Raw genomic sequence first — 26,376 nt, forward strand, 5'->3', positions numbered from 1 at the left:
GGGAACAACGGCCTTGCGGCTATCATTCGAGAACCAGTTTAGCAGCGCTGTGCCTGGCCCGTAACTACGGGAAGATGCGTAATGACTTGTGGGATGCGCACCCGGATTTTCGGTCCCCCATGACAGAGCGTTATGGCCTGCGCCGAGTCCGGAGATCCCGTCTTGCCCCATCAGCCCGCCCCGTTTCCCGCCAGCCGTCCGCGCCGCCTGCGCCGCGACGCCTTCACCCGCAACCTCGTACGCGAGCACGCACTCAGCGCCCATGACCTGATCCTGCCGGTGTTCGTCCACGAGGGCCGCGACAAGATCGAGGCCGTGCCTTCGATGCCCGGCGTGTCGCGCCTGAGCCTGGACCGTCTGATCCCGGTCGCCGAGGAGTGCGTGGAGCTGGGCATCCCGGTGCTGGCGCTGTTCCCCGTCATCGATCCTTCGCTGAAGACACCGGACGGCCGCGAGGCGATGAACCCCGACGGCCTCGTGCCGCGAGTAGTCGCCGCGCTGAAGGAGAAAGTGCCGAGTCTGGGCATCCTGACCGACGTCGCGCTGGACCCCTACACCAGCCACGGCCAGGACGGCGTGCTCGACGAGCGCGGCTACATCATCAACGACCGCACGGTCGAGATCCTCGGCCAGCAGGCACTGGCACAGGCGCGGGCCGGCGTGGACATCGTGGCACCCAGCGACATGATGGACGGCCGCATCGGCGCGATCCGCGCGCAACTGGAGGCGTACGACCACATCCACACGCGCATCATGGCCTACAGCGCCAAGTACGCGAGCGCCTTCTACGGCCCGTTCCGCGATGCCGTCGGCTCCGCCGCCAACCTCGGCAAGGCCGACAAGAAGACCTATCAGATGGACCCCGGCAACAGCGACGAAGCGCTGCGCGAGGTGGGCCTGGACCTGGCCGAAGGCGCCGACATGGTGATGGTCAAGCCCGGCATGCCTTACCTGGACATCGTTCGCCGCGTGAAGGAAGAGTTCCGCGTGCCCACCTTCGCCTACCAGGTCAGCGGCGAGTACGCGATGCTGAAGGCGGCCGCCGCCAATGGCTGGCTGGACCATGATGCGGTGATGATGGAATCGCTGCTGGCCTTCAAGCGCGCCGGTGCTGACGGCGTCCTGACCTACTTCGCGCTGGAAGCCGCGCGCCTGCTGCGCCGCTGATGCGCGTCTTCCACGTCGCCGGCGACCGCTTCACCGAGCTGCAGGCGCTGCCGCATCCGCTGCCGGCCGAAGGCTTCCTCTGGGTCGGCTTCACGCGCAGCGAGTTCGAGGCCCAGGTCAGCACGCTGGTGCAGCCGGCGCTCCAGCGCTGGGAGCTGGGACCCCTCGTCGACCTGCACGTGTCCGACCTGATCAACAGCCAGTTGCCTTCGGACTTCGACTACACCTCCTGGTACGACCTGCTGGTGTTCCGCCGCCTGGTGGCCCTGCCCGGCGCGGCGGACGAGGAGCCCGTCTCGCTCGCCTCGGCCGAGAAGGTGCTCAAGGCGATCGACACCAGCCCGGTCGGCTTCGTCGTCTTCGACCGCCTGCTGCTGACCGTGCATCCAGAGGACTGCCTGGTGCGCGACTTCTTCGCCGAGCGCCTGGGCAAGATGACGGAGAAGAAGGACTTCCGCGGCGCGGCCCGCCTGCCGACCAGCCCTGCCGAACTGATGCTGCGCATGGTCAACCACATGGTGGACAGTTACCTGGACCTGCGCCGGCTGCTGACGCGCCAGCTCGGTGGCTTGCAGAAGCAGTTGCTGGAGCCCGAGGGCCGCTTCGACAACTGGCCGATGCTGCTCGACTCCCGCGACGCGCTGAGCCGGCTGGAGGACACCTGCGAAGACCAGCGCAGCGCCGTGCAGGAATGGATCGACGCGCTGGACGAATGGCCCGACAGCCCCGACCCTCACACGCAGCGCGAACGCGAGCTGCTGCGCGTTCGCGCCCGTGACCTGCTGGAACACATCGAGCGCGTGCTGACGCACGTGCGCCGGCTCGAATCCTCGGCCGAATCAGCGGTGCAGATGCACTTCTCGGCGCTGGGCCACCGCACCAACGCGATCATGCGCACCTTGACCGTGCTGACCGCCGTGTTCCTGCCGCTGAACCTGATCACCGGCATCTTCGGCATGAACTTCGACCGCCTGCCGCTGATCCACCGCGAGACCGGCTTCTGGGTGGCGCTGGCGCTGATGGCCGGCATCGGCATCGCGCTAACCGCGGTGTTCTGGCGCAAGCGCTACCTCAGCACGAGCAACTGATTCTTCAGTCGGCCCGCTGGTACGGATCGGCGAAACCGAGCGCCAGCATGATCTCGCTCTCGCGCGCTTCCATGAACTCGGCCTCGTCGTCTTCCTCGTGGTCGTAGCCCTGCGCGTGCAAGGTGCCGTGGACCAGCATGTGGGCGTAATGGTCGGCGATGCCGATCTTCTGCTCCTGCGCCTCGCGCTCGACCACCTCGGCGCAGATCACCAGATCGGCGACGACGACCGGCTCGTGGCTGTAGTCGAAGGTCAGCACGTTCGTCGCGTAGTCCTTGGCACGGAACTCGGCATTCAGGCGCCGACCCTCCTCGGCATCGACGATGCGCACGGTGATCTCGCCCGCCAGCTCCAGGGCCGAACGGATCCAGCGGATCACCTTGTGGCGCGGCAGCAGCGCCTTGTGGCGCGGGTCGGCGAATTGCAGCGACAGGCTCAGTTCGGGCTGGCTCATCACACGCGGCCTTCCTGCTTGTCGCGTTTCTCGTAGGCATCGACGATGCGGGCCACCAACGGATGGCGCACGACGTCCGCGCTGGTGAAGCGCGTCATCGCGATGCCCTTGACCTTGGCGAGCACGCGCTCGGCGTCCACGAGGCCGCTCATCTGGCCCTTGGGCAGGTCGATCTGGCTGGTGTCGCCGGTGACCACGCAGCGGCTGCCGAAGCCGATGCGGGTCAGGAACATCTTCATCTGCTCGGGCGTCGTGTTCTGCGCCTCGTCGAGGATCACGAAGGCGTGGTTCAAGGTGCGGCCGCGCATGAAGGCGAGTGGCGCGACCTCCAGCTGGCCCTTCTCGAAGGCCTTGGTCACGCGGTCGAATCCCATCAGGTCGTAGAGCGCGTCGTACAGCGGGCGCAGATAGGGGTCGACCTTCTGCGTCAGATCGCCGGGCAGAAAGCCCAGACGCTCGCCGGCCTCCACCGCCGGGCGGGTCAGGATGATGCGCTGCACGCCGGCCCGCTCCAGCGCGTCGACCGCGCAGGCCACTGCCAGGAAGGTCTTGCCGGTGCCGGCCGGGCCGAGGCCGAAGGTGATGTCGTGCGAGAGGATGTTCTTCAGGTAGTCGTGCTGACGCGGCGTTCGGCCCGCCAGGTCGGCGCGGCGGGTGCGCAGCACCACGGCGTCCGAGCCGGGGGCAGGAACGGGCGTGGCGTCGGCCTTGCGCTTGATGCTGGCGACGCTGAGTTCACCGGCGGCCTCGGTCAGCGCGAGCTGAAAGGTCTCGGGCGGGATCGCGCGGCGCGCGCGCTCGTACAGCGCATCGAGCAGCTGACGCGTGCGTTCGGCATTGGGCTTCGGACCCTCGATGCGGAACTGGTCGTCGCGCCGCGTCACCTTCACGCCCAGCGCCAGTTCGATCTGGCGCAGGTGCTCGTCGAGGCTGCCGCACAGATGCGCCAGGCGGGTGTTGTCGGCAGGGGCGAGAACGTGTCGAAGGATCACGAAGGGCTGCTTTCTCAAATATCGGGGAGCCGCGGAATGCTGCATTGTCGCCGGTGCATCCCCTAGCGTCAGTGAGCGGGCGCCTCCTGCACAATCGCGCCCCATGCAAAGACCGACGCTGCGCACCGCCCTGCTGCTTTCACTCCCGCTGCTGTTGCTGCCGCTGGCGTGCGCCGCGCAGGTCAGCGTCGTGCAGTCCTTCCCGGCCAAGCTCGCCTCGCTGTGGCTGGCGGGCGCGCCGGGCTGGCTGTCGGCGATGCTGATGATGATGGCCATCACGACCGGTGTGCTGGCGCTGCTGCACCGGCGTGAACGGCGCGTGTTCTTCCTCGGCGGCATGATGATCTGCTGGGTGCTGCTGCAAGCGGAGAACGGCTTCGAGCGGCCAGCGCTGCAACTGCTGACCCTGGGCGTGCTGGTGCTGTGCGGCGTGCAGTTCCTGCTGCGCACGGTGCTGTGGTCGCGCCTGTGGCTGGACATCGCGCTGATGGCGCAGTGCGTGCTCGCGCCGCTGAGCCTGCAGCTCGTGGCGCCCGAGTCGATGCAGCGACTCGTGACGACCTGGTACGCGCTGCTGACGGTGGAGTTGCTGGCGGCGTTCGCGCTGCACCTGAGCGAGCGCCGACGCTCGCTGCGAGCGGTGATGCCGATGGACCCGGTCGAGCTGATCGACTTCCGCCTGATGACCGCGCTGATGGGCTGCGTGGGACCGCTGCTGCTGCTGCGCCTGATCCTGTCGCTGGTGGCACCGCCCGACGTCATCATCGCCTGGCTGCCCTGGCTGGACCTGGTGCTGCCGCTCCTGATGCTGGGCCTGGGCCTGCATGTGGTCATCGTGTTCGCGCGTGCCGCGGCCGATGCCGACGCGCGCCACGCGATGCTGGAGCTGCGGATGCACGAGAAGGTAGCCGACGCCGAACGCAACTTCCACGCGATGGCCGAGTTGCGGCTGGAGCAGGTGACCGAGCGCGAGCGCAAGCGGATCGCCGCCGACCTGCACGACGACCTCGGCGCCAAGCTGCTGACGATCGTGCACACCAGCGAGTCGGACCGCATCTCCTCGCTGGCGCGCGAGGCGCTGGAGGAGATGCGGCTGTCGGTGCGCGGCCTCACCGGCAAGCCGGTGCAGCTGCTCGATGCGCTGGGCGACTGGCGGGCCGAGCTGGTCTCGCGGCTGGCGCAGGCGAACATCCAGGCCGAGTGGAAGTCGCCGCCGGAGGACATCGTCCACACCTTGCCCGCGCGCGCCTACGTGCAGACGACGCGGATCTTCCGCGAGGCCGTCAGCAACATCATCAAGCACAGCGGCGCCACGCATTGCACGATCGGCTGCCAGGTGCAGGACGGCGATTTCCTCGTCGTGATCCAGGACGACGGCCAGGGCATCCCCAGCGAGCTCGACGGCCGGCTCGACCGCGGTCACGGCATGGCCAGCATGAAGTCGCGCGCCAAGCAACTGCACGGGCAGTGCCTTGTCGAGTCCGGGCCGGGCTGGGGAACCGTGATTCGCCTCACGATTCCACTCTGAATAATGCGATGTCGCGCCACATGCATTGGCAATGACATCAATAAGCGCTAACTTCGAGTTACGACTCACAGGGACAGAAGTAAGGAACACCATGGACCACATCCTCTTGCTCGAAGACATCCCCGAGATCCGCGCCTGGCTGAAGGTGCTGGTCAAGCAGGTCTTCGCCAACGCCGAGATCACCGAGTGCTCGCGCGTGCAGGATGCGCTGGTGCAGGTGAACACGAAGCGCTTCACCTTGGCGCTGCTGGACCTCGGCCTGCCCGACGGCTCCGGCGTCGACGTGATCGCCGCGCTGCGCGAGAAGCAGCCGGAGGTGCAGTCCGTGATCGTCACGATCCATGACGACGACGAGCACCTGTTCCCGGCGCTGCAGGCCGGCGCCTTCGGCTATCTGCTGAAGGAGCAGTCGCGCGAACTGCTGGTCGAGCAGCTGCAACGGATGAGCCAGGGCGAGCCGCCGCTGTCGCCCTCGATCGCACGCAAGGTGATCGCCTATTTCACCTCCAAGGCCCGCCCGCCCGCCGTGCTGCTGCACGAGGTCTCGCTGACCGACCGGGAGACCGAGGTACTGCTGCGCGTCGCCAAGGGCTTCACGCTGCCGGAGATCGGCGTGCAACTGGGCCTGTCGCGCCACACGATCGCCGACTACGTGAAGCAGATCTATCGCAAGCTGAACGTGAGTTCGCGGGCCGAAGCGGCGCTCGAAGCGCAGCGCCTGGGTTTGTTCGGCCGGAACTGAGCACGCCGGGCCGGATAATCCGGCTCCATGATCGGAAGACTGACCGGCGTCATCGCGGAGAAATCGCCCCCGCTCGTGCTCATCGATGTGCAAGGCGTCGGCTACGAAGTCGACGTGCCGATGAGCACCTTCTACAACCTCCCGGCCCTGGGCGAGCGCGTCGCGCTGCTGACGCACCAGGTCTTCCGTGAAGACGCGCAGATCCTCTTCGGCTTCCTCTCGGGCGAAGAGCGCGCGACCTTCCGCCAGCTGATCAAGATCAGCGGGGTCGGTCCGAAGATGGCGCTGGGCCTGCTCTCGGGCCTCTCGGTGGCCGAGCTCACGCAAGCGGTCAGCAAGCAGGACACGGCACGGCTGACCAAGGTGCCCGGTATCGGCAAGAAGACGGCCGAGCGCCTGCTGCTGGAGCTCAAGGGCAAGCTCGGGCCGGATCTGTCGCTGCCCGTCGCCGTGGCCAACGACAGCCAGGCCGACATCCTGCAGGCGCTGATCGCGCTGGGCTACTCGGACAAGGATGCCGGCGCGGCGCTGAAGAAGCTGCCGACGGACATCGGCGTTAGCGAAGGCATCAAGCTGGCTCTGAAAGCGATGTCCTGATGAGCATCCAGACCGACGATTTTGACATTCCGGCGCCGCGCCGCGTGCTCGACGCGGCGCCGACGTCGCCCAACGAGGAGGCGATCGAGCGTGCCTTGCGGCCCAAGCTGCTGGACGAGTACGTCGGCCAGATGAAGGCCCGCGAGCAGCTTGAGATCTTCATCGGCGCCGCCCGCAAGCGCGAGGAGGCGATGGACCACGTGCTGCTGTTCGGCCCGCCGGGCCTGGGCAAGACGACGCTGTCGCACATCATCGCGGCGGAGTTGGGTGTCAACCTGCGCCAGACCTCCGGCCCGGTGCTGGAAAAGCCCAAGGACCTGGCCGCGATTCTGACCAATCTCGAGAAGAACGACGTGCTGTTCATCGACGAGATCCACCGCCTGTCGCCGGTCGTCGAGGAAATCCTCTACCCGGCGCTGGAGGACTACCAGATCGACATCATGATCGGTGAAGGCCCCGCCGCCCGCTCGATCAAGCTGGACCTGCAGCCGTTCACCTTGGTCGGCGCGACCACGCGCGCCGGCATGCTGACCAACCCGCTACGCGACCGCTTCGGCATCGTCGCGCGCCTGGAGTTCTACACGGCCGAGGAGTTGCAGCGCATCGTCACCCGCTCGGCCGCCCTGCTGAAGGCGCCGATCGACCCGGACGGCGCGCTGGAGGTGGCCCGCCGCTCGCGTGGCACGCCCCGCATCGCCAACCGACTGCTGCGCCGGGTGCGCGACTATGCCGACGTCAAGGGCGACGGCCGCATCACCAAGACGATCGCCGACAAGGCGCTGGCGATGCTGGACGTCGATCCACAAGGCTTCGACCTGATGGACCGCAAGCTGCTCGATGCCATCGTCCACCGCTTCGATGGCGGACCGGTCGGGTTGGACAACGTAGCCGCGGCGATCGGCGAGGAGCCGGGCACGATCGAGGACGTGATCGAGCCCTATCTGATCCAGCAGGGCTACCTGCAGCGCACGCCGCGCGGCCGGGTAGCAACGCTGGCGGCGTTCCGCCACCTGGGCGTGGCGCCGCCGAAGGTGCACGGGCAACTGTTCGATGAGTAGCGTCTGACAAATAAAAAAGCGACCCGAGGGTCGCTTTTAGGCCGGAGCCGATCAGAAGTTGTGGCGCACGCCGGCAGCCAGCGAGTTGAAGTCGCCAGCGTGGTTCGGCAGCTTCTGGTCGATGTCGGTGTAGAACACGTAGACCTTGGTGCGCTTGCTCAGGTTGTAGTTGTAAGCCAGGGTCCACTGCGAAGCACCGGCGTTGCGGAAGGTGCCGTCGCCGCCGGACTTGGTGCCGCCGACGTTCAAGTGGAACTCCGAAGCGCCCATCGTGTACATGCCCGACACGCGAGCGATGTTGCGGGTGCGGAAGCCGTCGACCTTTTCGGTCTGCAGGTAGCCGGTCACCAGGAAGGGGCCGAAACCGTAGTCGGCTTCGATGATGGCGTTGTCACGCTTCGGGCTGCCGAAGCCGGCGTCGGCCTGGGTGTAGCCAGCGCCGATGTGCAGCGTGCCGACCGTGTAGTTCGCGGCCAGGTCATAGGCGCGGGGACGGGTGCCTTCACCGGCCATGGCCGAGATGTAGGCCTGGAAGCCGCCCATGTCCGGCGTGATGTACGTGGCCTTGTTGGTCGTGTAGCCGAAGCCGATGGCCGAGAACAGCGCGTCCGACGAGGTGCCGGTGTCGTGGTTGTGGTTGCTGGTGCGGTCGACGGTGGCGAAGTACGAATCGGGGAAGCTGCTGCCCAGGCGGATCGTGCCGAGTTCGGCGCTGCTGATCCAGACCGTGGACTCACGGCTCCAGAAGGTCGTGCCGCCCGACGCTGCGCCGGTGTCGGAGTTCAGGCCGTGCTCCAGGTTGAAACCAGCCTTCAGGCCGCCACCCAGGTCTTCGACACCGCGGAAACCGAGGCGCGAGGCGTTGTTTTGCACGACGGCGATGCGGTCGCCGTTACCAGTCTTCTGGCTTTCGATCGAAGTGTTCAGGCGGCCCCACAGCGTGACAGAGCCTTGGGCGAAGGCAGCAGGAGCGGCGGAGGCAGCGGCCAATGCGGCCACGAGAGCGATCTTCTTCATCGTTTTCCTTAACAACTGAGGGGTTTGGTGCCGGCTGTCATCAACCGGTCTTGTGCGCAATGTGGGCCGGAGTATAGGAGTCCAAGGGTTGCCACCGATACCGAAGCGATGCGTCGGAGCAACAGTTTGGCAATACGGCCATGTCACCGTATTCAGGCCGTCTTCAGGCCCTCTCTCCTCTTCAGGCAGTAGCGAGCGCCTCCCGGCGCCCGGGCGTGCACAGCCACGCCACACCCACCAGCCCCAGCGCCGTCGCCGCCACCGACGCGAACTTCTGCCCGGGGGTCATCAGGTGCGCGTTCCACAGCAGCAGCGTGACCACACCCAGAAGCAGCACAAAGGCCATGAGAGCGGCAATCCGCCGACCCCGCGGCAGCGCCGGGTCATAGAGTTCGCGCGCCTGCGGATCGTAGGGCTCGACCTTCAGCCCCAGTCCCGGCTGCCAGTGCGCCGGCTCCCACCAGAGCCGGAGCTTGTCGCGCCAGCGCGGCGTGGCGCGCATCTTCGCGATCAGCCGCGCGTAGACCTGCCAGTTCGCGGCCAATGGGTTCCAGTTCTGCAGAGCGTCGCGGGTGCCGTAGACACAGGGCTCCTCGTCGAGTTCGTCCTGGAAACTGCCGAAGATACGGTCCCAGATGATCAGGATGCCGCCGTAGTTGCGGTCCAGGTAGGGATCGTTCACGGCATGGTGGACGCGGTGGTTGGACGGCGAGCAGAACCAGCGGTCGAACCAGCCGAGCCGCCCGATCTGCTGCGTGTGCACCCAGTACTGGTAGAGCAGATCGATCAGCGCGACCGTGCCGAACACCAGCGGCGGGAAGCCGATCAAGGCCATCGGCAGGTAGAAGATCCAGCCGACCAGCCAGCCGCTGCTGGTCTGGCGCAATGCGGTGGAGAGGTTGTAGTCCTCGCTCTGATGATGCACCGCGTGTGCGGCCCACAGCAGCGCGGTCGTGTGGCCGAGTCGGTGGTACCAGTAATACAGCAGGTCGTACAGCAGCAGGCCGCTGATCCAGACCCACACAGAAGACGCCGACAGGTTCGTCAGCGCGGCATGCTCGTAGACCCAGACGTAGATGCCGAAGGTGAAGACCTTGGTCAGCAGGCCCACCAACTGGCTCAGCATGCCCAGGCTGATGCTGCTGACGGCGTCATTGAAGCGATAGGTGTTGCGCCCGCGGCGCTTGCCGATCCACAACTCCAGTCCGATCAGCAGGAAGAACACCGGCGTGACCAGGACAATGATTTGGGCCTCTTGCACCGCTGCCTCCGAGAAACCTATCGATGACTATTCAGGTTAGCTCATCCAGGCTCAGGTTCGCTAAGTGAAAGTCATCATTCCAGCCGACCAGGGTCAGGCCCTCGGCCGAGTACAGCAACCGGTTGATCGTGGCATTGCCGAGCATCCAGCTGCGCGGCGCCTCCAACGGCAGCCGGGCGCCGGCGCGGTAGAGGCAGTCCATCACGCCGCCATGGGCTACGACGGCGATGGTCTGCCCCGGATGCGCGCCCGCCAGCCGTTCGACCACCGGCACGCAGCGCGCATAGAAATCCGGGATGCTCTCGCCGCCCTCGGGTGCGAAATCAAGATCGCGGCGGCGCCAGCGCTCGCTCTGCTCGGGCCAGCGCGCGGCGATCTCGTCGAACGAGAGCCCTTCGAAGGCACCGAACGCACGCTCGCGCAGCAACGGCTCCAGCGTCAGCGGCGCGCCGGTGGCGTCCGCCAGCGCCTGCGCGGTCTCGCGGGCGCGGCCCAGGTCGCTGGTGTAGATCATGTCGATCGACTCGCCGCTCAGCGCTTCACCCATGCGCCGCGCCTGCAAGCGGCCGGTTTCGTTGAGCGGAATGTCCAGGTGGCCCTGGATGCGGGAATCGCGATTCCAGGCGGTTTCACCATGGCGGATCGCCAGGATGCGGGTGCTCGAATCCAACATCCGTCAGGTGCCCCAGCTCACGTCTTCGCCGTCCTTTAGCGCATAGCGCATCAGTTCGACCAGCGGCCAGGCGCGCTGCTTCAAGGTCACACCCTCGCGGCGCGGTGCCGGCTCGCCGGCAGCCTTGGCTTCGGCCTGTTTCCGAGCAAACGCGGATTCATCGTCTGCCACCGCCTGCTCCAGCGCGGCGACCGCCTGCGGCAGCTGATCGGCAAGGAAGATGCCAGGCGCGGCAGGATCACGGCCGAGCAGGCGCAGCACCTGCTCGCCCGGCGGGCCCGTCATGATGACGTCGGCGCCGGCCTTGGACTTGAATTTGTAGATCATCGGAACAACCCCCGTCGAATGACAGGCTCTATTGTGCGACCTCGCTCCAGACGCGCTCCTCGAACGCCGCCGCATCCATCGGCCGCGCGAACAGATAACCCTGAAACTCATCGCATCCCGCCGCCCGCAGGAACTCGCGTTGCGCCTCGGTCTCCACGCCCTCGGCGATCACATTCAGGTTCAGCGCGCTGCCCATCTGCACGATCGCATTGACGATGCCGGCATCGCTGCCATCGTCCGGCAAGCCGCGCACGAAGCTGCGGTCGATCTTCAGCCGCTGGATCGGGAAGCGCTTCAGATAGGCCAGGCTCGAATAGCCGGTGCCGAAATCGTCGATCGACATGCCCACGCCCAGAGCGGCAAGCTGCTCCAGCCGGCGCAGCGCTTCATCCGCATCGCGCAGCAGGATCGATTCCGTCAGTTCCAGCTCCAGCAGCTCTGCGGGCAGCCGCGCCGCGCGCAGCGTCTGGTCGACCAGTTCGACGAAGCGCGCCTGTTGGAACTGCAGCGCCGACACATTGACCGCCACCGGCATGCGTCGCCCCGCGCGCCACCACTGCGCCGCCTGCTCGACGGCACGCTGCAGCACCCAGTCGCCCATCGCGACGATGAAGCCGCTCTCCTCCGCCACCGGGATGAATTGCACCGGCGGGATGTCACCGCGCAGCGGGTCGCGCCAGCGGATCAGCGCCTCAGCGCCGACCACTTGGCCGCTGCCCAGCGACACTTGCGGCTGGTAGCGCAGCGCGAACTGGCCGGCCGTCAGCGCCTGGCGCATGTCGTGGTCCAGCCGCATGCGCGCGAGCAGGTCCACATCACGCCGCGGCCGGTGGAAGCGGTAGGCACTGCGCCCGCTTTCCTTGACCCAGTGCATCGCCTGTCCGGCACTGGACAGCAGTTCGTCCGCCGTCTCGCCATCGCGCGAGAACAGCGCAATGCCGATGCTGCAGGTCACGGTGAAGTTCAGCGCCTCGAAACCGAACGGCCGCGACAGCTCGGCCTGGACGCGCAGCGCGGCGGCCTCCGCATCGCGGGCATCTGCGCCGTCGAGCAGCAGCGCATATTCGTCGCCGCCCAGGCGCGCCAGCACATCGTTCTCGCCGATGCAGCGCCGCAGCCGCTCGGCCACCTCGCGCAGCACCTGGTCGCCATGACCGCGGCCCAAGGTGTCGTTGATCTGCTTGAAGCGGTCCAGATCCAGGTTCAGCAAGGCGAGCGAGCGGCCGTCGTGCCGGGCAGCGGACACCGCGACGTCGATGCGCCCGCTCAGCGCCACGCGGTTCGGCAGCAGGGTCAGCAGATCGCTCTGGGACAGCTCGTCCAGCCGCTGGTTCAGCGCCGCCTCCAGCTCGACGCGCAGATCGTCGCGCGCCCGCTCGGTCTCGCGCTGGCGCGTCTGGTCGCGCATCGTCACCAGCCAATGGCCGGCCGCCGAGCCGCTGTTGACGAAGGCGATGCGGCGCATCACCCACAGCAAGCGCCCGTCGGCATGGCCGACCAGTGCCTCGGATTCCAGTCCGGCCTCGCGCCGGCTGGCCGGCTCGGCCCAGAACAGCACATCCTCGGGCGTGCGGACCAAGGCGGTCACGCTGGTACCGAGCAGCTCGGATTCGGCATGGCCCAGCAGGCGCTGCGCAGCGGGGTTGACCGCCGCGATGCGCAGGCTCGCGCCATCGACCAGCCAGACGGCCTCCATCAGGCCATCCAGCAAAGCGGATAGCGGATGGCAGGCCGCGGTGTCTTCGTTGGCGGCGGTGGTCGTGAAGCTGGCGATCCGGCTGCCGGTGATCACACCACCAGCTCCCCGGGCTGCGTCACCGGCGGTACCGACTCGAAGAAGTAGGCCACGCGCGCCCGCGGGCTCAGGTAGTCCAGCGCGGCGCGCGGCAGTTGCTGCGGCTTCAGGCTGCGCCGGATACCAAGATCCGGCTGGGCTTCGAGGTTCAGGATCAGCGCCTCTTCGCGTGGCACCTTGGCGTCGTGGATCATCACGCGCGGCTTCAGTGGCCGCGATGAATTGACGGCCACGACCAGCGCATAGCGGTCGTCGGTCAGCTGCACGGCCGAACCCGGCGGATAGACGCCCATCATCCGGATGAAAGCGTTCAGCATCGTCGAGTCGAAACGGTTGCGGCCCTGCGCAAACATCAGCGACAGCGCCTCGTGCGGCGTCATCGCCTTGGAGGCCACCAGCGGATTGCACAGGCCGTCGAAGCGGTTCACCAGCGCGACGATGCGCGCCGCCGTGCTCATCCGGTCCATATTGATCCGCTGCGGGAAGCCGCTGCCGTCCGCGTTCTCGTGATGCTGCGCGATCACCAGCAGCGCCCCGGACGAGACGCCCATGGCCTGCGCCAGCGCCACGCCCTTGGCCACGTGCTGCTGGTAGGCCTGCACCTCGACGGCGGTGAAGCTGTCGTCGCGGTGTCGCAGCCGCGCCAGCACCTGGGTCTTGCCCACGTCGTGCATCAGGGCGCCGACGCCGAGGTCCATCATCTCATCGCGCCCCAGCCCGAACGCGCGGCCCAGCAGCAGCGAGATGATCGACACGTTCAGCGCATGCGCCGTGCTGCGGTCGCCCGCGCCCTCGTTGAGCAGGCGGATGTTCAGGTCGCCCTCGACCAGCATCTTGTCGAGCATCGCGCTGGCGAGCGCCACCGCCTGGTCGCGCGTGCCGTGCGCGTCGCGCGGCAGCAGGTCCATCAGGTCACGGAAGGCGTTGGCCGCCTCGCCGTACTGCCGTTCGCACAGCAGCAGGGCCTCGCGCTGGGCGGCCAGCGCCAGGCGATGGGCCTCGCGGGCCAGGTCCTCGGCGCTGGGGGCCGTCGCGCCCTCGGCCGTCGCGCCCTCTGCAGCAACGGGCAAATCGCCCGGCTGCGTCCCGAGATCGAGCGGCAGGTCGCTTTTTTCCGGACTCCAGCGCACCTGGGTCAGGCCCAGACGGCGCAGTGTCAGCAGTTGATCCTCGCTGCTCAGCTTGAAGCTGCTGAGCGGAAAAGGGTGCGACATCCAGCCCAGGTCGAGGTGGATGAACATTCCCACCCTGAGTTGGGAAACGTCGATCAAGGGATCAGTCGATCGGTCCTTCATATTCTTGTGCTGGTTCCCGCGCATCCGCCGCGGACGCGTCCCTCGATATTCATGCTCTTGGTCGTCCGCCCCATATCTTGAAGGGACCGGGCACGGTTTGCCGCGCTCCGTCATGACGCCACGCATCGATATGCGCAATGCTGCGCAATATTGCCCATCTGATTTTGGCAGCAAAGCCTGGGGCCGCTGATCGAAACCCACGCCAAAACCCGCGATTCCGCAGGACAAATCCACAGGTATGAGCATCGGCCGCGGCCATAACCCAGGCTCACTGCCCACTGAGTAAAAGTAGACGTAAAGCTTTGGTAAACGACTGACCGCACACTGACTCATTTCGAGCTGCGTGGGATACTGGATCCAGCATTTCGCTGGTGATCGCACAGCCCCGGATCGCCGTCGACATGACCCCTATCTGACCGGATAGGCACAACAAAGGCAGGCCACCAGCCGCCGGCAGCGATCCGATGTCCTCTCACCTGTTGCGCTGGCCGCACGGGCGTCGGCTTGCAGGAATCACAGGACGGACCCATGTCAGCTGACCGCGATTTTGTTGAAGACCAGGAAGAAGACGTCTCGGCGTCATTGCCGCTCTCCGGCGATGCGCCCGACGACACCGACGGTGCCGGTGGCCCGCTCAAGCGCGACCTGGTCGCCGGGCTCGAGAAAGGCCTGTCGGTCATCGCCGCCTTCGATCAGGAGCGCCCGCGCCTGACGATCAGCGAAGTCGCGGCCCGCACCGGCCTGACCCGCGCCGCCGCGCGCCGCTACCTGCTGACGCTGACCCACCTCGGCTTCGTCTCGCAGGACCGCAAGATGTTCTCGCTGACGGCCAAGGTGCTGCGCCTGGGCCAGAGCTACCTGCATTCGGCACGGTTGCCGCGCATCGTCGAGCCGGAACTGCAGAAGCTTGCCTACACGGTCAAGGAAGTCAGCGTCGCGGGTGTGCTCGACGGCGACGACGTCATCTGCATCGCCGCCACCACCGCCGGCCGCGTCGTCAGCACCGTGCCGCAGCCGGGCATGCGCGTGCCGGCCTACTGCTCGGCCGTCGGCCGCGTGCTGATGGCCGCCATGCCGGAAGACGAGCTTGACGCGTTCATCGCGCGCCAGGAACTGGCACCGCTGACCTCGCACTCGATCACCGAACCCGGCCGGTTGCGCCAGGAGATCGCCCGCACCCGTGCCCAGGGCTACGCCTGCATCGATCAGGAACTGGAAGTCGGGCTGCGCGTGGTGGCCGTGCCGCTGAAGAACTACCGCGGCGAGGTCGTCTCGGCAATCAATGTGTCGGTGCATGCCTCGCGGATGAGCCTGGACCAGATGGTCGAGCAGTGCCTGCCCTCGCTGCTGCACACGCAGGCGCACCTGCGCATGCTCCTCTGAGTTGCCCACACCCGGCGCCCCGCTGACCCTGAAACGGCGCTGGCTCGCGCTGGGCACGGCGGCGCTGGCCGCTGTGGCGGTGCTGGGCTGCGGCAGCCTCGACGAGAAGCAGCGCGAATGGATCTTCCAGCCCGGTGAGCGCACCTGGGCCGGCGGTCAGGCCGCCGCGCAGGGCATGGAAGACGTCTGGATCGACTTCAAGGCCCCCTCGACCGGAGACGCCGTGCGCCTGCACGGCCTGTGGCTGGCCGCCGCGCAGCCCGAGGGCGCGCCGGTGCTGCTCTACCTGCATGGCGCGCGCTTCGACGTGCGCGGTAGCGCGCCGCGGATCCGCCGGATGCAGGAGCTGGGTTTCTCGGTGCTGGCGGTCGACTACCGCGGCTTCGGCCGCAGCAGCAAGGCGCTGCCCTCCGAGGCCAGCGCTTATGAAGACGCCCGCGCGGCCTGGGACTGGCTGGCGGCGCAGTACCCGCAGTCGCGCCGCTACGTGTTCGGCCACTCGCTCGGCGGCGCGATCGCCGTGCATCTCGCCGGCGAGGTCCAGCACGACGCGGCGGGCCTGATCGTCGAGGGCAGCTTCCCCTCGATCCCGGACGTCGTCAGCAGCTTCAAATGGGGCTGGCTGCCGGTCGGCCCGCTGATCACCCAGCGTTTCGAGGCCGGCCAGGAGATCGGCAAGTTGACGATGCCAGTGCTGGTCGTCCACGGCAGCGAGGACACGCTGATTCCGCCGGCGCTGGGCCGCGCGCTCTATGAACGCGCGCCCGAGCCCAAGCGCTTCGTGCTGGTGGAGGGTGGCTCGCACCACAGCACCAACACGCTCGGCCAGCCGCAGTACCGCGCAGCGCTGGCCGAGCTGTTCGGCATCAAGCCTCAGTAGCGAGATAGCTGCGCTGCCGCAGCAGCGGGCTGACGCGGTAACGCTCGCTGCGGTAGGCGTGGAACAGGCCGTCGAGCAGTTCGACCACCGGCCCTGCGCCGAGCTGCGTCAGCCATTCGAAGGGCCCAGCCGGGTAGTTGACGCCCAGCTTCATCGCCAGGTCGGCCCCCTGCTCGTCGCAGACGCCCTGCCAGACGGCATCGGCGCCCTCGTTGACCAGCATCGCCACCGTGCGCGCCACGGCCAGGCCCGGCACGTCACGCAGCGGCAGCGGCGCCCAGCCGAGCGCCTGCCACAGCGATTCGACCTGCGCGCGCGCGGCATCCGGCAGCCGCGGCGCGAAGGCCAGCGCCAGGCCGTCCGCCCGGTCCGGCGCGATCGGCCAGTCCATCACGGCGAGTTTCGCGTGACCACGTTCGAAGGCCAGTTGCGCGGCGGTCAGGCCCCGGCTCAGGTGGATCTCGGTAGCGCCGGCGCGCAGGCCGTTCCAGTCGGAGCCAGCATCGCGCACGAAGGGCACGCCCTTGTGCTCCAACCAGCGCGCCAGGCCTTCGACCAGCGCACCGCGGCCTACGACGCTGACGTCGAGATCCAGCGTCGCGTCGCTCGCGGCAGGCTTCTCGGCCGCCGCCGGCACGCCGGTGTAGAAGCCCCGGCCCGACTTGCGCCCGAGTCGCCCGCCGTCCACCAGCGCCTTCTGCACCAGCGAGGGCACGTAGCGCTTGTCGCCGTAGTTCGCGTCGTAGACCGATTGCGTGACCAGGTAGTTCGTGTCGTGGCCGATCAGGTCCATCAGTTCGCACGGGCCCATCCGGAAGCCCGCGCCACGGAGCGCGCGGTCCAGCAGCGCGGGCTCGCCGGCCTGCTCCTGCAGCAGCGCCAGCGTCTCGGCGTAGTAGGGCCGGGCGATGCGGTTGACGATGAAGCCCGGCGTGGACTTGGCATGCACCGGTGTCTTGCCCCAGCGCTTCGACAGATCAAAGATCGCCTGAGCGACGGACGTCTCGGTCTCTCCACCCCAGACCACCTCGACCAGCTTCATCAGCGGCACCGGGTTGAAGAAGTGCATGCCGACCAGGCGGGACGGCGTCTTCATGCCGTTGGCCAGCGCCGTGACGCTGATCGACGAAGTATTGCTGGCGATGATGGCGTCCGGCGCCAGCAGCGCGTCCAGCTCGCGCAGCAGCGCCTGCTTGGGTTCCAGCTTCTCGACGATCACCTCGATCACCAGCGCCGCCTCGGCCAGCTCGGCCGTGGCCGAGGCCGGCTGGATCCGCGCCAGCACCGCATCGCGCTCGGCTTGCTCCATCCGGCCCTTGGCGACCAGGCCATCCAGGCCCTTGGCCGTCTGAGCGATCGCCGCCGCCGCCGCGCCCTCGCGCACATCGAGCAGGCGCACCGCGTGGCCGGCCTGCGCCGCCACCTGCGCAATGCCGGCGCCCATCACGCCGGCACCGACGACGCCCACCAGGGCGCCGGGCTCGCGCATCACGCGCCACTTCACTTCAGAGTCAGACATCTTCGTCCTCGATACCATCGTTACCAAAAATCCAAGTCGGTGGCCGCTTGGCCAGGAAGGCGGTGAAGCCTTCGCGCGCCTCGTCGCTGAGGCGCACGCGGGCGATCGTCTGCGCGGTCAGCTCGCGCACCGCCGGCGTGATCTCGCCCACCTGCAGCTGGCCAAACAGTGTCTTGATCTCGGCCTGCGCGCGCGGTCCGCCGGCCAGCAACTCGGCGAGCCAGCGCTCCACCGCCGCATCCAGCTCGACCAGCGGCACAACCTCGTGCACCAGGCCCAGGCGCTGCGCCTCGGACGCCGGGATGCGGTTGGCCGTCAGGGCCAGCCGCCGCGCCTCGCGCAGGCCGATCGCATTGATCAAGTAGGGCGCGATCACCGAGGGGAGCACGCCCAGGCGCGCCTCGCTGACGGCGAAGCGCGCGTCGTCCGGCGCAATGGCGATATCGCAGGCGCAGATCAGGCCGAGGCCGCCGCCCAGCGCCACGCCGTGCACCCGCGCCAGCGTGGGCTTGGGGCAGGCCGCGATCAGGGCGAGCATGTCGGCGAAGCGCCGGGCCTCCTGCGCGTTCCATTCCAGCGACTCCTGCGCCGCCCGCTTCATCCACTGGATGTCGGCACCGGCGCTGAAAGCCTTGCCCGAACCGGCCAGCACGATTGCGCGCACGGCGGGATCGGCCACGCAGCCCTGCATGCAGGCCGTCAGCTCGCCGATCATCTGTTCGTTGAAGGCGTTGAACACCTCCGGGCGGTTCATCACGATGCGCGCGACGCCACGGGCGTCGACGCCGAGTTCCAGTGTCTCCATGTCCGGTCCTCCTCGGTCGTCGAGTATCGCAGCGCTCCTCTAAATACAAGGAACGCATAAGCAGCCTCGTTTTGCTTCGTTCCGTGGCGGGCACCCATTTCCTAGCATGAGGGCGAACCTAGACTGACTCCTCCTCAAAACATGACCCGCTTCCTCTCCGCTGCCCTCCTCGCCCTCGTCGCAAGCACCGCCGTTCACGCCAAGGACATCAGCCTGCTCAACGTCTCGTACGACCCGACGCGCGAGCTCTACGTGGACTACAACAAGGCCTTCGGCGCGTACTGGAAGGGCAAGACCGGCGACACCGTCACGGTCCGCCAGTCGCACGGCGGCTCGGGCAAGCAGGCCCGCTCGGTGATCGACGGCCTGGAAGCGGACGTCGTCACGCTGGCGCTGGCCTACGACATCGACGAACTCGGCGAGAAGGCCAAGCTGCTGCCCGCCAACTGGCAGGCGCGGCTGCCGCACAACAGCTCGCCCTACACCTCGACGATCGTCTTCCTGGTGCGCAAGGGCAACCCGAAGGGCATCAAGGACTGGGATGACCTGATCAAGCCCGGCGTCTCGGTGATCACGCCGAACCCCAAGACCTCCGGCGGCGCGCGCTGGAACTACCTGGCCGCCTGGGGCTACGCGCTGAAGAAGAACGGCGGCGACCAGAAGAAGGCGCAGGACTTCACCGCCGCGCTGTTCAAGAACGTGCCGGTGCTGGACTCCGGCGCCCGTGGCGCCACGGTGACCTTCACCGAGCGCGGCGTCGGCGACGTGCTGCTGGCCTGGGAGAACGAGGCCTATCTGGCGCTGAAGGAACTGGGCGCGGACAAGGTGCAGATCGTCACTCCCTCGCTGAGCATCCTGGCCGAGCCGCCCGTTTCCGTCGTCGACAAGAACGTGGACCGCCGCGGCACCCGCGACGTGGCCAACGCCTACCTGCAGTACCTGTACTCGCCGGAAGGCCAGGAGATCGCCGCGCGCAACTTCTACCGCCCGATCGACCCGGCCGTCGCCGCCAAGCACTCGAAGGACTTCGCCCCGGTCAGCCTGTTCACCATCAACGACGTGTTCGGCGGCTGGACCAAGGCCCAGGCCGAGCATTTCAATGACGGCGGCAAGTTCGACCAGATCATCGGTGTGAGGAAATGAGTGGTGCCTCGCGCCTGCTGCTGAAGCGGCACAGCGTGTTGCCGGGCTTCAACCTGGCGCTCGGCTTCGCGCTGCTGTACCTGAGCCTGATCGTCCTGATCCCGCTGTCGGCGGCTTTCTTCAAGACCTTTACGCTCACCTGGGGCGCCTTCGCCGAAGCGGTGACGGCGCCCCGCGTGCTGGCCTCGTACCGGCTGACCTTCTTTGCCTCCCTGGCGGCGGCAGCGCTGAACGCGGTGTTCGGCCTGATCACCGCCTGGGTGCTGGTGCGCTACGAGTTCCCGTTCAAGCGCCTGATCGATGCGCTGGTGGACCTGCCCTTCGCACTGCCCACCGCCGTAGCCGGCATCGCGCTGACCGCGCTGTGGGCGCAGACCGGCTGGCTGGGCCAGTGGCTGCCGTTCAAGGTGGCGTTCACGCCGCTGGGCGTGTGGGTGGCGCTGGTGTTCATCGGCCTGCCCTTCGTCGTGCGCACCTTGCAGCCGGTGCTGGAGCAGTTGCCGCATGACCTGGAGGAAGCCGCTGCCACCTTGGGCGCCACGCGCGCGCAGGCGCTGGCGCGCGTCGTCTTCCCGCAGCTACTGCCGGCCCTGATGACCGGCTTCGCGCTCGCCTTTGCGCGGGCGCTGGGCGAGTACGGCTCGGTGATCTTCATCGCCGGCAACATGCCGATGGTCAGCGAGATCACGCCGCTGCTGATCATCACCAAGCTCGAGCAATACGACTACGCTGGCGCCACCGCGCTGGCCGTGGTGATGCTGGTCGCCTCGTTCGCGCTGCTGCTGCTGATCAATCTGCTGCAGGCCTGGGCACGCCGCCGGCAAGGAGCCACGACATGACCATCGCCCTCCCCGCCGTGACGCCGGCCAAGCGCCCGTCGTCCCCGCTGCCGCGGCCGACCGAGGATTCGCGCTGGCTGCGCGGCCTCCTGATCACGCTGGCGCTCGCGTTCATGGGCCTGTTCCTGTTCGTGCCGCTCGCCTGCGTGTTCTACGAGGCGCTGAAGAAAGGCTGGGACGTCTACTTCGCCGCCATCGTCGACCCCGACGCGATCTCGGCGCTGAAGCTGACCCTGCTGGCCGCCGGCATCAGCCTGCCACTGAATCTGGCCTTCGGCCTGGCCGCCGCCTGGGTGGTCGCGAAGTACGACTTCCGCGGCAAGCAGATCCTGCTGACCCTGATCGACCTGCCGTTCTCGGTCAGCCCGGTGATCGCCGGCCTGATCTACGTGCTGATCTTCGGCGCGCAGGGCTGGTTCGGCGAATGGCTGCGTGACCACGACATCCGCATCGTCTTCGCCGTGCCGGGCATCGTGCTGGCCACCGTGTTCGTCACCGTGCCCTTCATCGCCCGGGAGCTGATCCCGCTGATGCAGGCGCAGGGCAGCGAGCAGGAAGAGGCTGCGCTGCTGCTGGGCGCCAGCGGCTGGCAGACCTTCTGTCGCATCACCCTGCCGCGCATCCGCTGGGCGCTGCTGTACGGCCTGATCCTCAGCAACGCGCGCGCGATGGGCGAGTTCGGCGCGGTCAGCGTCGTCTCCGGCCACGTGCGCGGGCAGACGAACACGCTGCCCCTGCACATCGAGATCGCCTACAACGAATACCAGTTCGCCGCGGCCTTCGCCGTCGCCACCTTGCTGGCCGCGCTTGCGCTGGTCACGCTGGGGCTGAAGGTCCTGGTCGAACGCCAAGTGAAGAAGACATCCACATGACTCTCTCCGTCCGCCATCTGCACAAGTCCTTCGGCAGCACCATCGCCTGCGATGGCCTGAACCTCGACGTCGCCAGCGGCGAGCTGGTCGCGCTGCTGGGCCCTTCGGGCTGCGGCAAGACGACCTTGCTGCGCATCATCGCGGGGCTGGAGCTTGCCGACGCCGGCAGCGTCCAGTTCAAGGGCGAGGACCTGGGCGTGCTGCCGGTGCGCGAGCGCGGCATCGGCTTCGTGTTCCAGCACTACGCGCTGTTCAACCACCTGTCGGTGTTCGAGAACGTGGCCTTCGGCCTGCGCGTGCGCCCGAAGGAAACGCGGCCCGACGAAGCCGAGCTGCGCCGCCGGGTGTCGGAGCTGCTGGAGCGCGTGCAGCTCGGCGGCCTGGGCGAGCGGATGCCGCAGCAGCTCTCCGGCGGCCAGCGGCAGCGCGTGGCGCTGGCCCGGGCGCTGGCCATCGAGCCACGCCTGCTGCTGCTGGACGAGCCCTTCGGCGCGCTCGACGCCCAAGTGCGCAAGGACCTGCGCCGCTGGCTGCGCCAGCTGCACCAGGAACTGCACATCACGACCCTGTTCGTCACGCATGACCAGGACGAGGCGCTGGAGCTGGCCGATCGCGTGATCGTGCTGAACCGCGGCCGCATCGAGGCGGCCGATTCGGACTTCGCCCGCCGCTTCCTGGGCGGCCAGGGTTCAGATGTCGAACTCGCCGCCGTCGCCTGACGCGGAGGACGGCACGCCGTTCGCGATCGCCTGCTCGACGACCTTGCGCGTCAGCGGCGATGCGAAGGCCCGGATGAAGTCGTAGACGTAGGCGCGCTGGAAGGCGCCACGGCGCAGCGCCAGCCGCGTCACGTTCGGGGCGAACAGCTGACGGGCGTCGATCGCGCGCAGGTGCGAGTCGCGCTCCTCGTCATAGGCCATCGCCGCGACGATGCCCACGCCCATGCCCAGCTCCACATAGGTCTTGATCACGTCGGCGTCCATCGCCTCCAGCACCACGCTGGCGGGGCGGCCACGGCGCGCGAAGGCGGCATCGATGTGGCCGCGGCCGGTGTAGCCGCTCTCGTAGGTGATGATCGGGAACTCGCCCAGGCGCTCCAGCGTCAGTGGCCGGCCGGCGTCGGCATCGCTCGCCAGCGCATGGCCGGGCGTGACGATGACCGCGTGCGTCCACTGGTAGCAGGGCAGCGCCACCAGTTCGGGATAGTCCGCCAGCGCCTCGGTCGCGATGCCGATGTCGGCCTCGCCATCCATCAGCATCTGCACGATCTGCTTGGGCGTGCCCTGGCGCATGCGCAAGGCGACGGACGGGTGCTGCTCGCTGAAATCGCGCACCGCCTGCGGCAGCGCGTAGCGGGCCTGCGAGTGGGTGGCGGCGATCGTCAGGGTGCCCTGGCCGTCGTTGGCGAAGTCCTCGCCGGCGCGGCGCAGGTTGTCGGCCTCCTGCAACAGTCGCTCGACGATGGGCAGCACCGTCTCGCCCGGCGGCGTGAGGCCGGTGAGTCGCTTGCCGGCACGCACGAACAGCTCGATGCCGAGCTCCTCCTCCAGCTCGCGGATCTGCCGGCTGACGCCCGGCTGCGAGGTATGCAGCGCGTCGGCCACGACGGTCAGATTGAAGCCCTGGCGGGCGGTCTCGCGCACCGAGCGCAGCTGCTGGAAATTCATAACCTTATATGTCGACGGAGTCCAACTTGGGATTCTGTCGACAGTGGCTATGCAACAAACGACTTAATTCGAATTTGCTTAGTCGCCTGGCAAATAAAGAGTCAGGACAGCAGCTTCACCAGCCCATCCGGATGGATGCTCCAGCCCAGCAAGCCGGACAGGCCCATCAGCACGCCGAAGAAGGTCGGCACCAGCGCCAGGAAGAACAGCCACCACAACTCGGTCAGCGCGGTGATCGCCATCAGTGCGACGGCGATGGCCAGCAACGCGTCGGAGAGGTCGAATTGGTCGTCGACGAAGTTCAGGTCGTTGTAGGCCTTCTCGGCGTCCTCGGCCTGTTGCTTCAGCGCGGCCTTCTTCTCTTCCTGCGACTTCGCCTGCTGTTGCTGCTGGGCGATCATCGCGTCGATCGTCTGGGTGTCGGCCGAGGCGACCATGCCGCTCTTCACCGCCTGCAACTGGATAACGTTGGACTCGGCGATCTCCTGGCGGATGTTGCGCGCCTGATAGAAGCCCCAGTTGTCGATCATGTGGGCCTGGGCCTGCTGCATGGCCTGGACGATGTTGTCGTCCTTGACCTTGCAGATCGCCATGAAGGTGGCCAGCAGGGCCACGCTGATGGCCACCGCGCCGTTCAGCCGTCGAATGGCGGCCGCTTCCAACGCGTTCTTCTCCTTCACCGACTCCACGGTCTCCAGCGCATCGATGTCCATCGCCGCACCCTCCTCGTTTTTCGATGGCGCGAATCGTACGGCAGGGCGCGCCATTTGTTCATTCACCGCACAGCAAAGCGTTGGACGCACAATGCGCCGGCCATGAACGTGCCGAATCGACACCTCCCTTCCGCGACGCTCGTCTTCATCAGCGCCCTGCTGCTGGCCGCCTGCAGCGGCCCCGGTCCGCATCGCGCGCCACCTGACCGCGAAGCGCAGGCGCGCGTGGCGCAATTGACCGCCAGCGGCTACCGCGCGCCCGAGCAAGCGCTGACCGTGACGATGCAGCGCTGGATCATTGCCGGCGAGGCGCTGCCGGTGGACCTGGCCCTGCCGGCGGGCAGCGCAGGGCGGCTGCCGCTGATCGTCTACCTGCCGGGCATGGGCGAATCGGCCCGCGCCGGTGTGCGCTGGCGTCAGCTCTGGGCGCACGCGGGCTATGCGGTGCTCAGCGTCCAGCCGCTGCCAGATGACGAGCTGGCCTGGTCGTCCGAGCTGGCCCGCGCCGCCGACTTCAAGGGTCTGGCCCGCGAACGCCGCCAGCCGGCCCAGACCGAGGCGCGGCTGCGCATCATCCTGGCCGTGCTGGAGCAGGCGCGCGCTCGCGCCGCGGCCGGCGATGCGCTGATGCGGCGCGTCGACTTCGGCAATGTCGGGATCGCGGCCTACGAGCTCGGCGCGCAGGCCGCGCTCGCCGCGCCGCTGCAGGCGCAGGCCAAGGCCTTGCTGTTGCTGGGGCCGGTGTTGCCCGAACGCACAGAGAGCATCGCCACGCCGCTGCTGCTCGTCAGCTCGCGCCGCGACCAGGATCCGACCGGCCTGGACCCCGATCCGCCGAAGCGCAGCCGCGCCGCCTTCGAGGCGCAGGACTCAGCCACCCTGCTGATGCTGGGCCGCGCCTCGCACACCGCGCTGGCCGGCGCGCCGGAGCTAGGACCGGACGAATTGGATGAGCCCTCCTCCGGGCGCGGCCGCCGCGGCGGGGGCCGGCGCGAACCGACCTTCTCCGACGCCGCGCCGGTGCGCGCCAACGAGGACGACAGCGCCGTCGTCATCGAAGCGGCGTCCCTGGCCTTCTGGGACGCCAACCTGCGCGGCAGCAGCGAGGCCCGCGGCTGGCTGCGGGAGCGCGCGCCGGCCTGGTCGCAGGGGCTGGCAGAGTGGTCTTCGCACCAGCGCTAGGATCGGCGACTCCTTTTTGACCTCCACTGGAATTGAGCGATAGGACCATGATTCTCGAAATTGCCGACATCCGCATCCACCCGGGCCAGAACGCCGCGTTCGAAGAGGCGATCCAACGCGGGCTGAATACCGTCATCTCGAAGTCGCCGGGCTATCTGCGCTCCAGCGTGCGCAGCGGCATCGAAACGCCGGAACGCTATGTGCTGATGATCGAATGGGCCACGCTCGAAGACCACACCGTGCACTTCCGCGGCGGCCCGCTGTTCCCGCAGTGGCGCGAGATCGTCGGGCCCTTCTTCGCCCAGCCGCCGCACGTGGAGCACTTCAACACGCTGGGCTGAACCCGCAAGACCGCGCCGGCGCCAGCAGATAAAATCGAGCGTTTCCCCTCCCAGCCCGGCTGCGGTTTCCCGACGATGCTCGCAACATGCTTGCCAAACTAGCCGTTGCCTGCCTGTGGCTCGTGAGCTGGCTGCCCTTCCGCGCAGTCGGCGCACTGGGTTCCATGCTGGGCACCCTGCTTTATGCCCTGCCGACCAGCCGCCGCGCGATCGGCCGCACGAACCTGCGCCTGTGCTTCCCGACACGCAGCGAGGCCGAGCGCGAGGCCATCCTGCGCGGGCACTTCATCGCGATCGTGCGGATGGTGCTCGAGTACGGTTACTGCTGGTTCGCCTCGCCGGCCCGGCTCAGGCGCCTCGTCGCCATCGAGGGGCTGGAACACCTCACCTCGCTGTCGCCGGACACGTCGGTGATCCTGTCGATGCCGCACTTCACCGGCCTGGACCTGGTGGGCCTGCGGCTGTCGCTGGAGACGCCCACGGTGACGATCTACGCACGCCAGAAGAACCCCTGGCTGGACGCCTTCATCCGCGCCAAGCGCTTGCGGCTGAACACCGGCATCGTGTTCTCGCGCCAGGAGGGCGTGCGCAGTAGCGTGCGCGCGCTGCGCGAGGGCTACCGGCTCTACTACCTGCCCGACCAGGACCACGGGCTACGCGACAGCGTGTTCGCCGACTTCTTCGGCGTGCCCGCCGCCACGATCACCGGCCTGCCGCGCCTGGCGGCGCTGACCCGCGCGCGCGTGATTCCCTGCTATCCGCGCCGCGAGGCCGGCCGCTACACGCTGGTGCTGCAGCCGCCGCTGGCGGACTTCCCCAGCGGCGACCTGAGTGCCGATGCACGGCGGATGAACGCCGTCATCGAGCAGCAGGTGCTCGCCGTGCCCAAGCAGTATTTCTGGCTGCACCGCCGCTTCAAGACCCGGCCGCCCGGCAGGCCGCCGCTCTATGAAGGCAAGGCGCGCGCAAGCGACGATTCGGCGGGCGGCGAGCCCTCGATCCTGCCGCCGACGATTGACTGAACCTCACCGCTCATCA

The 26,376-nt window shown here is 67.9% G+C and carries 26 protein-coding genes and 1 pseudogene; 15 read left to right on the top strand and 12 right to left on the bottom strand.

Features of this window, described 5'->3' with window-relative positions:
- Nucleotides 1-162: 162 nt before the first annotated feature.
- Nucleotides 163-1,167 carry a porphobilinogen synthase gene (gene hemB / locus SNE35_RS28870; protein ID WP_320426520.1) on the top strand — a complete coding sequence of 335 codons (1,005 nt, stop codon included), beginning with the start codon at nt 163-165 and terminating at the stop codon, nt 1,165-1,167.
- On the top strand, nt 1,167-2,255 hold the full coding sequence (locus SNE35_RS28875; RefSeq protein ID WP_320426521.1) for a magnesium transporter CorA family protein: 1,089 nt from the start codon (nt 1,167-1,169) through the stop codon (nt 2,253-2,255). The genes hemB and SNE35_RS28875 overlap by 1 nt, the downstream gene beginning before the upstream one ends.
- 4 nt (nt 2,256-2,259) lie before the next feature.
- On the opposite strand, the gene ybeY is transcribed toward SNE35_RS28875, so the two are convergent.
- Both ybeY and SNE35_RS28885 read right to left on the bottom strand, forming a co-directional pair.
- A complete protein-coding gene (gene ybeY, locus SNE35_RS28880; RefSeq protein ID WP_320426522.1) occupies nt 2,260-2,709 on the bottom strand; it encodes an rRNA maturation RNase YbeY in 450 nt (149 codons plus the stop codon).
- Nucleotides 2,709-3,701 carry a PhoH family protein gene (locus tag SNE35_RS28885; RefSeq protein ID WP_320426523.1) on the bottom strand — a complete coding sequence of 331 codons (993 nt, stop codon included), beginning with the start codon at nt 3,699-3,701 and terminating at the stop codon, nt 2,709-2,711. Before SNE35_RS28885 ends, ybeY begins: the two co-directional genes overlap by 1 nt.
- Before the next feature lie 103 nt (nt 3,702-3,804).
- Between SNE35_RS28885 and SNE35_RS28890 the strand changes: the two genes are divergently transcribed.
- The 4 genes from SNE35_RS28890 to ruvB all read left to right on the top strand — a co-directional run bounded on the left by SNE35_RS28890 (nt 3,805) and on the right by ruvB (nt 7,626).
- Nucleotides 3,805-5,229: a sensor histidine kinase gene (locus SNE35_RS28890; protein ID WP_320426524.1), complete on the top strand. Its 1,425-nt coding sequence runs from the start codon at nt 3,805-3,807 to the stop codon at nt 5,227-5,229.
- Between the two features lie 91 nt (nt 5,230-5,320).
- Nucleotides 5,321-5,971 carry a response regulator transcription factor gene (locus SNE35_RS28895; RefSeq protein WP_320426525.1) on the top strand — a complete coding sequence of 217 codons (651 nt, stop codon included), beginning with the start codon at nt 5,321-5,323 and terminating at the stop codon, nt 5,969-5,971.
- 27 nt (nt 5,972-5,998) lie between these two features.
- Nucleotides 5,999-6,568 carry a Holliday junction branch migration protein RuvA gene (gene ruvA, locus SNE35_RS28900; RefSeq protein ID WP_320426526.1) on the top strand — a complete coding sequence of 190 codons (570 nt, stop codon included), beginning with the start codon at nt 5,999-6,001 and terminating at the stop codon, nt 6,566-6,568.
- Entirely contained in the window at nt 6,568-7,626 is a 1,059-nt protein-coding gene (gene ruvB / locus SNE35_RS28905; protein ID WP_320426527.1) for a Holliday junction branch migration DNA helicase RuvB, read from the top strand. Before ruvA ends, ruvB begins: the two co-directional genes overlap by 1 nt.
- A gap of 51 nt (nt 7,627-7,677) precedes the next feature.
- On the opposite strand, the gene SNE35_RS28910 is transcribed toward ruvB, so the two are convergent.
- From SNE35_RS28910 to SNE35_RS28935, 6 genes are all read right to left on the bottom strand, one after another.
- The gene (locus SNE35_RS28910; RefSeq protein ID WP_320426528.1) at nt 7,678-8,643 is read right to left on the bottom strand and encodes a porin; all 966 of its coding nucleotides are present in this window, start codon (nt 8,641-8,643) and stop codon (nt 7,678-7,680) included.
- A gap of 181 nt (nt 8,644-8,824) precedes the next feature.
- The gene (locus SNE35_RS28915; RefSeq protein ID WP_431312804.1) at nt 8,825-9,904 is read right to left on the bottom strand and encodes a sterol desaturase family protein; all 1,080 of its coding nucleotides are present in this window, start codon (nt 9,902-9,904) and stop codon (nt 8,825-8,827) included.
- Between the two features lie 31 nt (nt 9,905-9,935).
- Nucleotides 9,936-10,574 carry a histidine phosphatase family protein gene (locus SNE35_RS28920; RefSeq protein WP_320426727.1) on the bottom strand — a complete coding sequence of 213 codons (639 nt, stop codon included), beginning with the start codon at nt 10,572-10,574 and terminating at the stop codon, nt 9,936-9,938.
- Between the two features lie 6 nt (nt 10,575-10,580).
- Nucleotides 10,581-10,904: a DUF1840 domain-containing protein gene (locus SNE35_RS28925; protein WP_320426529.1), complete on the bottom strand. Its 324-nt coding sequence runs from the start codon at nt 10,902-10,904 to the stop codon at nt 10,581-10,583.
- 28 nt (nt 10,905-10,932) lie between these two features.
- A complete protein-coding gene (locus tag SNE35_RS28930) occupies nt 10,933-12,696 on the bottom strand; it encodes a putative bifunctional diguanylate cyclase/phosphodiesterase (RefSeq protein ID WP_320426530.1) in 1,764 nt (587 codons plus the stop codon).
- Complete coding sequence (locus tag SNE35_RS28935; RefSeq protein WP_320426531.1) at nt 12,693-14,018, bottom strand: cyclic di-GMP phosphodiesterase; 1,326 nt, start codon at nt 14,016-14,018, stop codon at nt 12,693-12,695. The genes SNE35_RS28930 and SNE35_RS28935 overlap by 4 nt, the downstream gene beginning before the upstream one ends.
- 504 nt (nt 14,019-14,522) lie before the next feature.
- On the opposite strand from SNE35_RS28935, the gene SNE35_RS28940 reads away from it, so the two are divergent.
- The gene (locus SNE35_RS28940) at nt 14,523-15,377 is read left to right on the top strand and encodes an IclR family transcriptional regulator domain-containing protein (protein WP_320426532.1); all 855 of its coding nucleotides are present in this window, start codon (nt 14,523-14,525) and stop codon (nt 15,375-15,377) included.
- A 1-nt stretch (nt 15,378) separates the two neighbouring features.
- Nucleotides 15,379-16,257: an alpha/beta hydrolase gene (locus SNE35_RS28945; protein ID WP_431312805.1), complete on the top strand. Its 879-nt coding sequence runs from the start codon at nt 15,379-15,381 to the stop codon at nt 16,255-16,257.
- On the opposite strand, the gene SNE35_RS28950 is transcribed toward SNE35_RS28945, so the two are convergent.
- Entirely contained in the window at nt 16,244-17,776 is a 1,533-nt protein-coding gene (locus tag SNE35_RS28950; RefSeq protein ID WP_320426533.1) for a 3-hydroxyacyl-CoA dehydrogenase, read from the bottom strand. The genes SNE35_RS28945 and SNE35_RS28950 overlap by 14 nt on opposite strands.
- The gene (locus SNE35_RS28955) at nt 17,769-18,581 is read right to left on the bottom strand and encodes an enoyl-CoA hydratase-related protein (RefSeq protein ID WP_320426534.1); all 813 of its coding nucleotides are present in this window, start codon (nt 18,579-18,581) and stop codon (nt 17,769-17,771) included. Before SNE35_RS28955 ends, SNE35_RS28950 begins: the two co-directional genes overlap by 8 nt.
- 141 nt (nt 18,582-18,722) lie before the next feature.
- Here SNE35_RS28955 and SNE35_RS28960 point away from each other — a divergent pair, with 141 nt between their 5' ends.
- The 4 genes and pseudogenes from SNE35_RS28960 to SNE35_RS28975 form a co-directional block, all read left to right on the top strand.
- Nucleotides 18,723-19,724, top strand: coding sequence for a sulfate ABC transporter substrate-binding protein (locus tag SNE35_RS28960; protein ID WP_320426535.1), 1,002 nt, complete (start codon nt 18,723-18,725; stop codon nt 19,722-19,724).
- Entirely contained in the window at nt 19,721-20,563 is an 843-nt protein-coding gene (gene cysT / locus SNE35_RS28965) for a sulfate ABC transporter permease subunit CysT (RefSeq protein ID WP_320426536.1), read from the top strand. Before SNE35_RS28960 ends, cysT begins: the two co-directional genes overlap by 4 nt.
- The gene (gene cysW, locus SNE35_RS28970) at nt 20,560-21,435 is read left to right on the top strand and encodes a sulfate ABC transporter permease subunit CysW (protein WP_320426537.1); all 876 of its coding nucleotides are present in this window, start codon (nt 20,560-20,562) and stop codon (nt 21,433-21,435) included. Before cysT ends, cysW begins: the two co-directional genes overlap by 4 nt.
- A pseudogene (locus SNE35_RS28975) lies at nt 21,432-22,079 on the top strand (sulfate/molybdate ABC transporter ATP-binding protein); the annotation flags it as partial. The gene cysW and the pseudogene SNE35_RS28975, both read left to right, overlap by 4 nt.
- A 45-nt stretch (nt 22,080-22,124) precedes the next feature.
- Here SNE35_RS28975 and SNE35_RS28980 read toward each other — a convergent pair.
- Both SNE35_RS28980 and SNE35_RS28985 read right to left on the bottom strand, forming a co-directional pair.
- Nucleotides 22,125-23,102 carry a CysB family HTH-type transcriptional regulator gene (locus SNE35_RS28980; RefSeq protein ID WP_320426538.1) on the bottom strand — a complete coding sequence of 326 codons (978 nt, stop codon included), beginning with the start codon at nt 23,100-23,102 and terminating at the stop codon, nt 22,125-22,127.
- 101 nt (nt 23,103-23,203) lie between these two features.
- On the bottom strand, nt 23,204-23,815 hold the full coding sequence (locus SNE35_RS28985) for a DUF4337 domain-containing protein (protein ID WP_320426539.1): 612 nt from the start codon (nt 23,813-23,815) through the stop codon (nt 23,204-23,206).
- Between the two features lie 102 nt (nt 23,816-23,917).
- On the opposite strand from SNE35_RS28985, the gene SNE35_RS28990 reads away from it, so the two are divergent.
- The 3 genes from SNE35_RS28990 to SNE35_RS29000 all read left to right on the top strand — a co-directional run bounded on the left by SNE35_RS28990 (nt 23,918) and on the right by SNE35_RS29000 (nt 26,360).
- Nucleotides 23,918-24,997 carry an alpha/beta hydrolase gene (locus SNE35_RS28990; RefSeq protein ID WP_320426540.1) on the top strand — a complete coding sequence of 360 codons (1,080 nt, stop codon included), beginning with the start codon at nt 23,918-23,920 and terminating at the stop codon, nt 24,995-24,997.
- 47 nt (nt 24,998-25,044) lie between these two features.
- Entirely contained in the window at nt 25,045-25,338 is a 294-nt protein-coding gene (locus tag SNE35_RS28995; protein WP_320426541.1) for an antibiotic biosynthesis monooxygenase family protein, read from the top strand.
- A gap of 86 nt (nt 25,339-25,424) precedes the next feature.
- Nucleotides 25,425-26,360, top strand: a complete 936-nt coding sequence (locus SNE35_RS29000) for an LpxL/LpxP family acyltransferase (protein WP_320426542.1) — start codon at nt 25,425-25,427, stop codon at nt 26,358-26,360.
- The last annotated feature ends 16 nt before the right edge of the window (nt 26,361-26,376 follow it).

It is taken from the genome of Roseateles agri (assembly GCF_034043675.1).
Taxonomy (GTDB): domain Bacteria; phylum Pseudomonadota; class Gammaproteobacteria; order Burkholderiales; family Burkholderiaceae_C; genus KK5.